Origin of the sequence: Hymenobacter sp. DG25B (assembly GCF_000801315.1) — a bacterium.
Taxonomy (GTDB): Bacteria; Bacteroidota; Bacteroidia; order Cytophagales; family Hymenobacteraceae; genus Hymenobacter.
Map to the genome: position 1 here is coordinate 1,293,250 of NZ_CP010054.1, position 13,380 is coordinate 1,306,629.

At 59.0% G+C, this 13,380-nt stretch carries 11 protein-coding genes; 6 read left to right on the top strand and 5 right to left on the bottom strand.

Going from position 1 to position 13,380, the window contains the following annotated elements; translation table 11 throughout:
* Positions 1-214: 214 nt before the first annotated feature.
* The 4 genes from nadE (at position 215) to lgt (ending at position 4,240) form a co-directional block, all read left to right on the top strand.
* A complete protein-coding gene (gene nadE, locus PK28_RS05580) occupies positions 215-2,149 on the top strand; it encodes an NAD(+) synthase (protein WP_044512264.1) in 1,935 nt (644 codons plus the stop codon).
* Between the two features lie 212 nt (positions 2,150-2,361).
* On the top strand, positions 2,362-2,994 hold the full coding sequence (locus tag PK28_RS05585; protein ID WP_082016972.1) for an RNA polymerase sigma factor: 633 nt from the start codon (positions 2,362-2,364) through the stop codon (positions 2,992-2,994).
* Positions 2,987-3,271: a hypothetical protein gene (locus tag PK28_RS20350; protein ID WP_156126254.1), complete on the top strand. Its 285-nt coding sequence runs from the start codon at positions 2,987-2,989 to the stop codon at positions 3,269-3,271. Before PK28_RS05585 ends, PK28_RS20350 begins: the two co-directional genes overlap by 8 nt.
* A gap of 108 nt (positions 3,272-3,379) precedes the next feature.
* Positions 3,380-4,240 (top strand): prolipoprotein diacylglyceryl transferase, encoded by an 861-nt coding sequence (lgt, locus tag PK28_RS05595; protein WP_044512267.1) that lies wholly within the window; start codon positions 3,380-3,382, stop codon positions 4,238-4,240.
* A gap of 81 nt (positions 4,241-4,321) precedes the next feature.
* Here lgt and fbaA read toward each other — a convergent pair whose 3' ends face one another.
* The 4 genes from fbaA to PK28_RS05620 all read right to left on the bottom strand — a co-directional run bounded on the left by fbaA (position 4,322) and on the right by PK28_RS05620 (position 7,263).
* Positions 4,322-5,410 carry a class II fructose-bisphosphate aldolase gene (fbaA, locus tag PK28_RS05600; protein ID WP_044512269.1) on the bottom strand — a complete coding sequence of 363 codons (1,089 nt, stop codon included), beginning with the start codon at positions 5,408-5,410 and terminating at the stop codon, positions 4,322-4,324.
* A gap of 170 nt (positions 5,411-5,580) precedes the next feature.
* Positions 5,581-6,474, bottom strand: coding sequence for an SdiA-regulated/phytase-like domain-containing protein (locus PK28_RS05605; protein WP_156126255.1), 894 nt, complete (start codon positions 6,472-6,474; stop codon positions 5,581-5,583).
* Positions 6,475-6,549: 75 nt separating this feature from the next.
* Positions 6,550-6,771, bottom strand: a complete 222-nt coding sequence (gene yidD / locus PK28_RS05610; RefSeq protein ID WP_044512272.1) for a membrane protein insertion efficiency factor YidD — start codon at positions 6,769-6,771, stop codon at positions 6,550-6,552.
* 174 nt (positions 6,772-6,945) lie between these two features.
* A complete protein-coding gene (locus PK28_RS05620) occupies positions 6,946-7,263 on the bottom strand; it encodes an antibiotic biosynthesis monooxygenase family protein (protein ID WP_156126256.1) in 318 nt (105 codons plus the stop codon).
* Between the two features lie 304 nt (positions 7,264-7,567).
* Between PK28_RS05620 and PK28_RS05625 the strand changes: the two genes are divergently transcribed.
* Entirely contained in the window at positions 7,568-8,380 is an 813-nt protein-coding gene (locus tag PK28_RS05625; RefSeq protein WP_156126257.1) for a PorV/PorQ family protein, read from the top strand.
* A 12-nt stretch (positions 8,381-8,392) separates the two neighbouring features.
* Positions 8,393-10,519, top strand: coding sequence for a helix-hairpin-helix domain-containing protein (locus PK28_RS05630; RefSeq protein ID WP_044512278.1), 2,127 nt, complete (start codon positions 8,393-8,395; stop codon positions 10,517-10,519).
* 252 nt (positions 10,520-10,771) lie between these two features.
* On the opposite strand, the gene PK28_RS05635 is transcribed toward PK28_RS05630, so the two are convergent.
* Positions 10,772-13,261, bottom strand: coding sequence for an MG2 domain-containing protein (locus tag PK28_RS05635; protein ID WP_044512280.1), 2,490 nt, complete (start codon positions 13,259-13,261; stop codon positions 10,772-10,774).
* Positions 13,262-13,380 lie beyond the last annotated feature (119 nt).

The following is a 13,380-nucleotide window of genomic DNA, read 5'->3' on the forward strand; positions in this document are numbered from 1 at the left end:
GAGCAGAGCGAAGCCATCCGTCATCTAAGTACCAGACACTCCCTTTTACCAGAAAGCCCTTTCCGTCAGCAACGGAAACGGGCTTTTTACATTTTAGAGCTTTCTGCCTTTCAGCGGACGGATGGCTTCGCTCTGCTCGCCATGACACGGACTTCCGTAACCCAATCCGCGGAATTGGAGTTGTTTTGCAGAAGCAACCTTACCCACTTCTCCCATGCGAATAGCCGGCGCCGCCCTCAACCAGATTCCTTTCGATTGGCAACACAACCTGTGCACCATCCGCGAGGCCATTGAGCAGGCCAAAGCCGCCGGGGTGCAGCTACTCTGTTTGCCGGAATTGTGCCTGACGGGCTATGGCTGCGAAGATTTGTTTTTGAGCGACTGGCTGCCTCAATCAGCCCTGGAGCATTTGCAGCTGATCCGGCCGTGGACGGAAGGTATTTGCGTGGTAGTGGGCCTGCCGGTGCGCCTCAACCACCGCACCTACAACACGGCGGCCGTGCTGCGCGATGGGCAGATTCTGGGCTTTGCCGCCAAGCAGTTCCTGGCCAATGATGGCGTGCACTACGAGCCGCGCTTCTTCTTCCCCTGGATGGCCGGCGAAACCACCACCGTGCAGCTGGCAAGGGAGGAGTGGCCTTTGGGCGACCTTATTTTTGAGCACCAAGGCGTAAAGTTTGGCTTTGAAATTTGTGAGGATGCCTGGCGGCCCGACGACGTGCGCCCCGCCTGCCGCCTGGTAGGCCGCGTGGATCTGATTGTAAATCCCTCGGCCAGCCACTTTGCCATGAGCAAGACGGATGTGCGCTATAATCTGGTGCTGAACGCCTCGCGCAACTTCCGCTGCACGTATCTCTACGCCAACCTGCTGGGCAACGAGGCCGGCCGCATCACCTACGACGGCGAAATTCTGGTGGCCCGCAACGGCCATCTGCTGCTGCGCAACCAGCTTATGAGCTTCAAGGAGGTGGATATGGAGTGCGTGGATGTTGATTTTGCCTCCGAGCTGGCCCGCGCTGAAGCCATTGAGCCCTTGCCCACACCCGATGAATACCGGGAATTGAACCAGGCCCTGAGTCTGGCCTTGTTTGACTACCTGCGCAAAGCCCGTAGCCGCGGTTTTGTGCTGAGCCTGAGTGGCGGCGCCGATTCCTGCATGTGCGCCGTGGCCGTGGCCGAGATGGTGCGCCTGGGTACCGCCGAGCTGGGCACTGCCCAGTTTATGCGTCGCTCGGGCTGTTTCACGGAGGCGGAAATCCAGCAGCTGGCCGGACCAGTGGCTCCGGTGCCGGAAAAAAATGCCTCAGGCCCCAAAGACGCCTCCCATTCCACGCCCGACAATCAACAGGCTACCATCAATCAGCAGCTCACCAAACGCCTGCTGATAACCGCCTATCAGGGGACCGTTAATTCCTCCGACGATACATTTAACTCCGCCCGGGAACTGGCCGAGGCGCTGGGTGCGGTATTTTATAACTGGGACATTGATGAGGAAGTAACTGGCTACGTGGGCAAAATTGAGCACGCCCTGGGCCGCGACCTGACCTGGCAAACCGACGACCTGGCGCTGCAGAACATCCAGGCGCGGGTGCGGGCCCCGGCCATCTGGCTGTTGGCCAACGTGCAGAATTGCCTGCTCCTGACCACCTCCAACCGCTCGGAGGCCTCCGTAGGATACTGCACCATGGACGGTGACACGGCCGGCTCCATCTCGCCCATTGCCGGCGTAGACAAAGATTTTGTGAAGAAATGGCTGCGCTGGGCCGAGGCCGAGCTGGGCTACACCGCCCTGCACCGCGTGAATAACCTGCAGCCCACCGCCGAGCTGCGCCCCCTGGAAGACAAGCAGACCGACGAGCGGGACCTGATGCCCTATATCCTGCTCAACCGCATTGAGCGCCTGGCCTTCTACGACCGGCTCAGCCCCAAACAAGTGCTGTCCACTTTGGTGCAGGAAGACCCCGCGGCTGATGCGGAACAGCTCAAAACATACGTTAAGCGCTTCTACTCGCTCTGGAGCCGCAACCAGTGGAAGCGGGAGCGGTACGCCCCATCCTTCCACCTCGATGACTATAACGTGGACCCACGCTCCTGGCTGCGCTTCCCCATTCTGAGCGGCGGCTACACGGAGGAGCTGAACGCCTTGTAGCTACAGGGTAGGTATTAGTTGGCCTCAATACGCAAGGTATAGCCAGTCATTCTGAATCCATTGATATGGCTGTCAGTATATTGTGGAATAGTTAAAAGAATTAGCGCAAGTTTTTTACTCTGACTGGGCCTAAGCTTGTGTACCCCAGTACTGGCGGCCATGACCGGAGACTGACCAGGTGCCGTATCTATTCTTCAGTTCTCGCCTTACCGGTGTATACCCTTCTACTGCCTGCTGTTCCACCATCCCTGCCTCTTGCGCAGCCCACCCAGGCTTCCGCCGATGCCGAGCTGGTAGCACAACTGCAGCGGGGCAGTGAGGCGGCGTTTCGCACCTTGGTGGAACGGTACCAAAACCGTATTTACCGCACGGCACTGGCCCTGCTACGGTCACCGGAAGAGGCGGAAGATGTGGCGCAGGAAGTCTTTGTGGAAGTTCACCAAACCATTGGCCGGTTTCGGGGTGAGGCAGCGCTAAGCACTTGGCTCTACCGCTTGGCAACCTCGCGGGCCCTGAAAAACCGGCAGCGGGCCAAGGCGCAGAAGCGCTTTGCGTATTTCACCAGCTTGCTAGGGTTTGACAATCATGTACTGTACGAGCCGCCTGACAATGAACACCCGCAGGCGCAACTGGAAGGCCGGCAGCAGGTAGAGCTTTTGCTTGCACATATTGCCCGATTACCCGACCAGCAACAGGTGGCTTTTACGTTGCGCCATGAGCAGGAATTGAGCTACGAGGAAATAGCTGCCGTTCTCAATACCACCGTGCCTGCCGTAGAATCTTTGTTGTTCCGTGCCCGAAAAACGCTTCGCAACCATCTTCAACCTTCCCTCCGCCATGTCTGATTCAGCCGCTCGCCCAAATGCCGATGATGAATGGGAAAATCTGCTGCGCCAATGGCGTACCCAGCCAGCTCCCCAGCCCCGACCCTACTTTTACAGTCGGGTATGTGCGCGGCTTGTCAGCGAGGCAGATGGGGTGCGCCCAGCGGTACGGGCCTGGTTTCGCTGGCCCGCCTATGCTGCTATGCTGGGCATAGTGCTGATGCTTAGCGGAGACGATATTACCCTGCATGCAGCAGACAGTGCCAACCGGTATGAGGCCCACCTTATCGGTAAATAACACCTCATTACCGGCAAGCTACCGGCGAAGGAAAGTAGTTTGTAAAGCTGTAAGCCGATTGTCTGAGTACCTTTGAATTATTCTCATCTTCCCGTAACCATACTACCTATGCTTGCTTACATCACCTGGGATGTTTCGCCCATCATTGCCCAACTAGGGCCGCTTACCCTGCGCTGGTACGGCGTGCTGTTTGCATTGGGCTTCGTGCTGGGCTCTTTCATCCTCACGCACATCTACCGCACCGAGCGGGTTTCGGCGCAGTGGGTGGATATTATTACGCTGTACATGATTATCGGTACGGTGGTGGGTGCGCGCCTGGGCCACGTGTTTTTCTACGATTGGGCCGCGTATAAGCAGCATCCCTGGGAGATTCTGAAGATATGGCACGGCGGCCTGGCCAGCCATGGCGCCACTATCGGCATTCTGCTGGCTTTGTGGCTTTTCAGCCGCCGGCATAAGTTCGATTACCTGTGGGTGCTGGACCGCATTGTAATTGTAGTGGCCGTGGGTGGCGCCTGCATCCGCCTGGGCAACCTGATGAACTCTGAGATTGTGGGCCGCGCTACCAATGTGCCGTGGGCCTTCATTTTCCCGCGCGATGCTGAGCATACCACCGTGCCGCGCCACCCCACCCAAATTTACGAATCCCTGTTCTGTGTATTCCTGCTGGTGCTGCTGTACTGGCTCTGGAACAAATACAAGGAGCGCACCCCTCGTGGACTGCTCTTCGGCTTGTTCGTGGTGCTGCTCTTCACCTTCCGCTTCCTGGTAGAGTTCCTAAAGGAAAATCAGGTGGATTTCGAAAACAACCTGCAGTTCAATATGGGCCAGCTGCTGAGCATTCCGCTGATTCTGCTGGGCGTGTATGTGCTGCTGCGCGCCGGTAAGTGGCCCAACAACCCCTACGGCTATGCCGTGCGGGATTTAAGCGAGGAAGAAGCCAATAAGGCCGCCGTAAAAACCCGGTAACGATTTCTGATAGAGCATAAAACAAGAAGGCCCGCTCTCAGCTGAGAGCGGGCCTTCTTGTTTTGAAACCAACGCTGAAAACTAGTAGCGGCGGTTCACGGCGTTGAGGTCTTCAAACGCCGATTTCAGACGGGCAATGAAGCTTTCTTCGCCCTTGCGCAGCCACACGCGGGGGTCGTAGTATTTCTTGTTAGGCGAGTCCTCGCCGTTGGGGTTGCCAATCTGGCTCTGCAGGAAGCCTTCGTTTTTCTGATAGTACCCGCGGATACCGTCCCAGAACGCCCACTGCAGGTCCGTGTCAATGTTCATCTTAATAGCGCCGTAGCCGATAGCCTCACGGATTTCCTCCTGCGACGAGCCTGAGCCGCCGTGGAACACGAAGTTGATGGGGCGCTCATCGGTCAGGCTATATTTCTCCTTCACGAAATCCTGCGAGTTTTTCAGGATAACGGGCTGCAGCTTCACGTTGCCGGGCTTGTACACGCCGTGCACGTTGCCGAAAGCAGCGGCAATAGTGAAGCGGGGGCTCACCTTGCTCAGTTCTTCGTAGGCATAAGCCACTTCCGAAGGCTGGGTGTAGAGCTTGCTGGAATCCACGTCAGAGTTGTCTACGCCGTCTTCCTCGCCGCCGGTTACGCCCAGTTCAATTTCCAGCGTCATGCCAATTTTGGCCATGCGCTCCAGGTACTCTTTGCAGATTTCGATGTTCTCCTCAATAGGCTCCTCCGAGAGGTCCAGCATGTGCGAGGAGTACAGCGGCTGGCCGTACTGGGCGAAGTGCTTCTCGCCGGCTTCCAGCAAGCCATCAATCCAGGGCAGGAGCTTCTTGGCGGCGTGGTCGGTGTGCAGAATCACGGGTACGCCGTAGGCTTCCGCCAGCAGGTGTACGTGCTGGGCCCCCGAAATGCCGCCGGCAATGCTGGCCTGCTGCTTATCATTAGCGAGGCCTTTGCCGGCAAAGAACTGGGCACCACCGTTGGAAAACTGAATGATAACCGGCGAGTTCAGGTCGCGGGCCGCTTCCAGCACGGCATTTACCGTATCGGTGCCGGTTACGTTCACGGCGGGCAGAGCATAGCCATTCGCCTTGGCGTGGTCGAAGAGCTGCTGCACTTCGTCGCCGTGCAGCACGCCGGCGCGCAGGCCGGTAAGAGTGGTTTGGTCAGCCATAGAAGGGCATTGGTTGCGCAGCCGGTCACTTACCGGGCCGCACGGGTGAGGGTTTGAGCCGGTGAAGGTAGCAAAGAAACAGGGCCCATCCGAACCTAACCATCTGCAGGACTCTATGAGTTCCGGGCAGTAAGTAGTTCAAATGAGCCCTGCAGGCAGGTTGGCAGCGCTTAGGGCATTTTATACTGATAGAGGCTGCCCTGCTCAGAGCTGATCAGCAGCGTTTGATCATCGGTAAACAAAACACCTTCTGTCTGGCCGGCGCCGGGTAGCGCTATGCGGCGGGGCTTGGCCTTCAGCAGGCTGCTCAGGGAGGCACCTTTCAACACAAACATTTGCTCACTGCCCATCAGCACCAGTTGGCGGCCATTGGGGCTGATGCTGGCATCGGTTACTTCGTCGGGAATGCTAAGGCTGGCCACGCGGCGGGCGGTATAGGTGCCGGACTTATCGGGCACAGTATATACTTTGCTGATGGCCTTGCTGCCCCGGTCGCGGGTGAACAGGTAAATCTGCCCATCGTGCCATACGGAGGCTTCGCAATCGAAATTGCGCTGTTTCTTTTTGGGCGGGAATTCCTGCTGATCGGGGTAGGTGAAGTGGATTTGCCCTACCGCATCGGGCTGAGCCGGGTTTACCCGGTAAATGGTCAGGTCGCGGCGGGAGTTATTATTGTTGCCGGCATCCGCCACAAACAGGGTACCATCGGGGCTGTGCGTAATACTTTCCCAGTCCTCATTGGTGGCGCTCAGGCGTACTTCCTTCAGCAGCTTTCCATCCCCATCAACCTGATAGAGTATAGGCGGGTTGCCCTGGTCGCCCATGGTATAGTAGGTACCCGGCTGGCCCAGGGCCAGGCCGGAGCTTTCCTGCACGCCTTCCAACTGGCCCAGACGTTTCAGACCCGGCACGGCGGCTTCGGTAAAGCGGTTTTCCAGGGATTCTTTCTTGTGTTTCTTGCCGGAAGAGCCCTTGGGCTCGTGGGGCGACTTCTCACTCTGGGCTTGCGAGCAGCTGCCAAAAAGCAGCAGGGCAGCCAGTGAATAACTAAACAGAACGCGCATCAGGCAAAGTATCAGCGTGAAAAAAGCCCCTACCATTGGGTAGAGGCATAAGCAGCTATACGCAAAACGGCGCCTTTAGGGTACCGGGTCGTAGCCGTGGCCGCCCCAGGGGTGGCAGCGGCCAATGCGGCGCAGGGCCAGCCAGCCGCCCCGCCAGGGCCCGTGCTTCTGCAGGGCATGGGTAGCGTAGGCCGAGCATGTGGGCGTGTAGCGGCAGCTGGCGGGCGTGAGGGGCGAAATCAGATGGCGATACACCCAGACCAGCCCCAGAAAAAGAAATCGGAAGAGAGAATTCATGGTAGGCAACTACTCCGGCAGCCGATGGATGGAACGGCTCAACTACGCAAAAGAAAGCCTTTTATGGAAGTTTGGGTTCCCGGAAGCGGCCGCCCTGCCCGGCTTGCCTACCAAAGGCAAAGCCCGTTCTCACATCAAAATGGGCTTCTTAAAATTAAAGGCGCAACTAAACAGCTAGGCTTTGGGCACTTCCGGATACCGGGCATGCTGAACGTAGTACGATCTTAGTTTAGGCTGTCCCGTCAGACTATTGGTCAGCTTATTTACCATCTGCTGATAAACGCCGCTGGTCTCGTACGCATCGGCTTCTATTTTGCTGTTCCACATGGTACAGGAAATATGGGCATCGGTTTCCACAAGGGGTTCCAGTAGCATAATATCAAGGCAGCCCTTCTGCCCCCGCACAATGGGCACAATCTCCTCGGCATAAACTTTCTTGGCTCCCTCAATCTGGTCGGGGGTAAAACTCATGCTGGTCAGACGAACAAACATACCGTAAGCTCCCGGCTGATTCAGGGTGCGGGTTCAGGTGCAGCACCCATAATCCGGAGAGAAATATAATGTACAGTTTTTTCTATTATAAAGGCTATAAACTGCCTGTTTTTCTCTTTTCACAACCCTGATAATATAGAAACTGGACCCCTTGCTTAACCCCAGGCCATAGGCCGGATGCTAGCAGAAAATCTATTGGCATAAGGGCTCGTCGAAAATATCTAATTGCCCGCTTGTACAAGCTTAAATAGCCCTGTACCTTTCCAGTATGGGAAAACTCTACCTACTAGTAAGTTGGCTTTTTTTGATATCACAGTGTTGTTTAGCGCAGGGAAATGGTCCGGGGCTGCACGGCGCGCGGGCCGCCGGCATGGGCAATGCCGCCGTTACGCTTTCTGATGTTTGGGCTTTGGGCAACAACGTGGCCGGCCTTTCCCAGCTTACCCGCCCCGAGGTGGGCGTGTATGCCGAAAACCGGTTTCTGATCAGCTCCCTCAATACCGTGGGGCTGGCAGTAGCCTCTCCCCTGGGCCGCCTCACCGGCGAGGAGCCGCGTTACGGCGTAGCGGGTCTGGAGCTTCAGCGCTTCGGCGACAAGCTCTACAATGAGCAGCGCGTGGGCCTGGGCTATGCCTACCGCACCGGCGTGATGAGTGTGGGCGTACGCGCCGATGTATTGCAGGTGGCCATAGAAGGGCTGGGCAGCCGTCGGGCCGTAGCGGCTTCAGTGGGCGCGCAGGCCGAGCTGATTCCCCGGAAGCTGGTGTTTGGCGCTTCCCTCTATAACCTCAACCAGGCCAAGCTGGCCGAGTACGAAGACGAGCGGGTGCCTACCGTGTTGAAAGCCGGCCTCTCGTACCGCCCCACCGAAAAGGTAATGCTGAATGCCGAAGTGGAAAAAGACGTAGACCACGCCGCCGACTTCCGCGCGGGTATAGAATACCAGGCTCTGGAAGCGCTGGCGCTGCGCGTGGGCGTGCTGGGCGTATCGGAGCAGGTAACGGGCGGGGCGGGCTTCCATGCCGGTCGGTTCCGTATTGATTACGCCGGCGCGTGGCATTCGTCGCTGGGGTTGAGCCAGCATATTTCGGCCGGTTTCCGGCTGGAGGCTAAATAAGCGCGCCGAGCCATGAAACTGTTTCGACCCTTACACGGCCTGGCCGGCGTGGCCGCTCTGCTGCTGCTGATGAGCACTCGGGCGCAGGCCCAGGAATACGTGCGCCCGCCCGCCGACCTGGACCGACTGGTGCAGGAGCTTTTTGCCGAGCCTCAGAGCGACGATGTGCCCTACGAGGACCTGTATGAAACCCTGCTGCAGTACTACCAAACGCCGCTGAACCTGAATACGGCCAGCGCCGAGGAGCTCCGCTCCTTGCTGTTGCTGCGGGAGCAGCAGATAGCCTCCCTGCTGGAGCACCGCAAGCAGTATGGCTCCCTGCTCAGCATTTATGAGCTGCAAAGTATTCCGGCGTTTGACTTGCGCACCATCTACCGGGTAGCCCCTTTTGTCACGGTAGTAAATGCCAACCCCAACGCGGCGCGGGGCCCCTTGTGGCAGCGGGTGTATAAGGAAGATAATAACGCCCTGTTTCTCCGCTACGAGCGGGTGCTGCAGGACCGCAAAGGCTATTCTGAACCTACAACCAGCAGCACCGGCACTACCTCCTCGCGCTACGCGGGCTCCCCGGATAAGCTCATGATGCGCTACCGCGTCAGCCACACCCGCGACTTTAGCTTTGGCTTCACAGCCGAAAAAGATGCCGGCGAGCAGTTGGCCTGGAATCCCGGCCAGCGTCGCTACGGGCCCGATTTCCTGTCGGCGCACATGCTGCTGCAGGAGCGCGGCCGCCTGAAAACCCTGGCCCTGGGCGACTATCAGCTGCAGTTTGGGCAGGGGCTGGTGCTTTCCTCAGGCCTGCAGGTGGGCAAGGGTGCCGAAACCATTACCACCATCCGGCGCAGCAGCTTAGGCGTGCGCGCCTATTCCTCCGTGCTGGAAAGTACTTTTTACCGCGGGGCCGCCGCTACGGCTTCGCTCACCAAACAAATTCAGGCCACCGGCTTTCTGTCCCGCAAGCGGGTAGATGCCAACGTGCAGCAGGCCCAGGATTCTCTGGCTGATTTCGATGAGTTTTCGTCGGGCATTGTACTCACGGGCTTTCACCGCACGGCTTCCGAGCTGGCTAACCGTAAGGCGCTGCAGGAAACCATTGGGGGCGGCAACATCGGCTTTCAGAGCACCGATGGTAGCCTGACCGTGGGCCTGACGGCCGTGAATACGCACTACGATAAAGCCATTCAGAAGCGCGATGAGCCTTATAACGCCTATGAGTTTCAGGGGAAGGACAACCTGATAGTAGGGGCGCACTACGGCTACTCCCGCGGCAACTGGAACGTGTTTGGCGAAACGGCCCGCTCATCAGGGGGCGGCATTGGTACCGTAAACGGATTGCTGGCCAGCCTGGCTTCCAACGTAGATGCTTCCATTTTGTACCGCTACTACGCCCGCGACTTCCACACCTTCTACGGGCTGGCGCTAAGCGAGAATACCCGCAACATCAACGAAAGCGGCCTGTATCTGGGCCTGAAAGTAAGGCCTGTTGCCCGCTGGGAAGTATCGGCGTACTACGACCAGTTCAGCTTTCCCTGGCTGAAATACCGGGTGGGTGCCCCCTCACACGGCAACGACTGGCTACTGCGCCTCACCTTTCAGCCCACCAAAACCAGCACGCTCTACGCCCAGTTTCGCGCCCGCACCAAGCCCTACGACTCCGATACCGACGCCAACCGCCTCACGCCCGACCCGGAGCCGACCGTGCGCCATAGCCTGCTGGCCTACTTCAATACCGAAGTTACGCCGGCCTTCAGTCTGCGCACCCGCGTGCAAGGCACCCGCTACCGCGAAGGCACTGGCCCCACCAGCACCGGCTTTTTGCTGGCCCAGGATGCCTCCGTGGCCATTGGCCGCCCGCTCCGCCTGAGTGCCCGCTACGCCCTCTTCGATACCGATAACTTTGATACGCGCCAGTATGCCTTTGAGCAGGACGTGCTCTACGCGTTTTCCGTGCCAGGCCTGAGTGGCCGTGGCACCCGCATGTATCTGCTGGCCGAAGTGCGTATGAACCGCCACCTCACCCTCTGGATGCGCTACGCCACCACCCGCTACCGCGACGTGGAAACCGTAGGTTCCGGCCTGGAGGAAATCCAGGGAGCAGAGCGCTCTGAGGTAAAAGCCCAGCTCCGGTATCGACTTTAGGCCGCAATAGTAGCTCGTGAGCCTTACCGCAAAAAGCCCTTCCTCACACCTGAGGAAGGGCTTTTTGCGGTAAGGCAGGATGCTGTACTTTATTTTACTGGAGCCTGTTACGAGTTGATGGGTTGCAAAACACCTTTTGCTGACACTAGGCCGATGAAGGCAAGAAAATGAAATTGCTGCATGGTTAGAGCCAAGTGCTTTTGGTCGCGGGCCAAGCGGCTCCGCCAAAACTACGCTCCACCACCCGGTAAATTACTTAGCAGGACTTCGTACGATAATCGTCGTAGTTCCGCGCATAGGGGTGCCTTGGGATGTTATGCCCTCTACAACAGCTGAGAAGGTGCCCCCGGCATCGGCCGCGAAGAAGGAGAGCTGCGCCAGGCCACGGACGTCGGTGCGCACCTCCGGGGCCCAGTAGAGCGTAGAAAAGCGCGGGTCGGGGCCCTGAGCCGGAGCCGCCGCTTCGTAGCGCGGGGCATAGAACTCGCGGGCCCGGTAGTAGCCCGGCATTTGAAAGGAGATAAAGCCCCCACGGGACGCCTTGAAGGCCGCTTTGGGGTCCTTGGCGGGCTCGGACTTGCCTTGGCGGGAGTACGCGGCAATAACCCCGCCGTACGCCTGCGAGCCGAAGAGGCCGGCCGCGCTTTGGTTCATTACGTCAATAGTTTGAATCTCCCGGAGCGGGTACGACGCAAAGGCTTCACCCGAAACGATGGCGCCGTCAATCAGGAACAGCGGTTCAATCAAATTGTCGCCGCCACCTTGTTTTTGCAGGGTAGATGCCTGGCGGATGTTGACCTTGTTCCCCGTAACGGCAACGCCCGCCACGCGCCCCGCCAGGTATTGCGCCAGCGTCTTGCTCTCGTTTATTACATCGTCTTTCACTTGCAGCACCACCGCATTGGCATTAGAGTAGGGCCGCGTTACTCCATCCGGAACCACCCGGGGCCGTGTCCCGCGCACGCTTACTTCCTGGAGCATAATGCTCTTGCCCTGTGCCATATTAGCACTTCGCACCAAGGCTTGCTGTTGAGTACTGCGCCGGGCGTACTCGTCTAGGGCCGTGGAAATGCCCATAGCCGGGAGCAGGGCGTTAGGCAAGGGTTGGGCCGGAGGTGAGGCCACCAGCCGAATGCGCAGCGCTTCTTCGCCTTTCCTGGATGGGGCCCGCAGCATGACGTGCGTAGTATCCAGGCCATCAAGGCCGCGAAACAGGAACCGCCCGCTGGCATCGGTTTGCATCTGCGCTTCGCGCGACGGGTTGGTTTGCAGGTACGCTACCTGGCGGCCCCCGGCGGGCTGGCCGGCGGCTGCCAGCAACTGGCCGCTCACGCTCAGGCCCTGTTCGAGGGCAAACTCCCGGCTCGGCATTTGCCCGGCCAGCAGCTCTTTCCAGACAAAGCGCCGCCAGCCCTGGGTTAGCAGCAGGTCGTTGAGGGCGCGCCGGATTTCCGGAGTTTGGGGCTCCTTAGAATAGTAACCCGGGTCTTCGACTGGCCCGGCGAGGTCGGAGCTAAGCAAAAGGTGTGATACGATGGTGGGGCCATCGGCAAAGGCGGGAGATGGCGCCGTGACGGCCACAGAAAACGCCCCGGCTACCGGCTGGCCCGCGGCATCGGTGGCAGTTAGTTTCAGGCGCACCGCTTCACGCGCCGCGTAAGACGGTTTATCAGGTGTCAGGGTGAGGCGGATGCCCGGCGGGTTGGGTATAAACACCAGCCGCTCGCACTGGGCCGTGCCCTGCTCGTCGAACAAGGTAATGTGCGCGAGGCCGGGCACAAATTTGGCCTTCGGCAGCTTGGCCGTGATGGCCGCCGTCCCAGGCAGAGGTGCCTGGGCCACAAAGACTACCGTGCCCCGCACCTGGGCCAGTAGTAGGGCGGGGCCGGCAGGAGCGGCGCCGGCGGCTATGCGGCGGCGAAGAACCACGACAAAATCATCAGCCGTTTCGCTCACGTGCAGGGTATAGCCGGTGGGCTGGCTCGTGGGCAAAGTGTACTCTGCTTTGGCGCCACCCGGCAACACCACCACAGCCCGGTACCGTTGCCCGGGCGCCGGGGTGAGGCGGAAGGAGCCCATACCGGCATGGCGGGAGTTTACGCTGGCCACGGGCTGGCCCTGCTCATCGAGCACGGTGCCCTGCAGGGCTACGCCGTGGCCTTGTCCGTCCACAGCCTTAAAGGCCACTTCGCTTTCCAGCTCATCCACGAGGGTGCCGCCTTCAGGAAAAAACTGCAGGTCGACGGGGGCGCTGGCCGCCGGTGGGCTGGCGGGTTGGGCCGCCGTTCGGGCAATGGGTAAGGCCAGGGAGAAGAAAAAGGCCGGGCCCGCGTTGCGCATCCAGCTGGTGTAGGCGCGCAGCTGGTAGGTGCCGGTAGCCAGCGTGTCGGGCAGGGCAATGTCGCCGTGGGCCAAGCCGCCGCTCAGCCGCAGGATGCGCTGTGCCACTACACGTTGCTGAGGCGAAAGCAGGTCGACATATAATACTTTGCTGAGCGTGTCGGGGCGGTGGGAATCGGCCTCCACTAAGTAGGCTTTAAACCAAACGGTTTCGCCGCTGGCATAGAAAGGCCGGTCGAGGTGCAGATAGGCTTTTTCAGGCAGGGAAGTGCCGTAAAACGTAACCAGGCTTTTGGCGATGCGCTGTAAAATACCGTCTTCCGCAGGCAGCTGAAAAGCAGAAATGACCACTAAGAGAAGAATAGCGAAAGCCAGGCTGAGCCGGCGGTATAGATGGGCCAAAGGAGCAAGTAGAAAGGGTTATACCCAGTGGGACTAGGCCCGGGCGTTTCATAAAAACAAGTCGAGCAGCCTCTTAAAGGACTATACAAATAACGCAGAATTATTGTACTATACGGTTT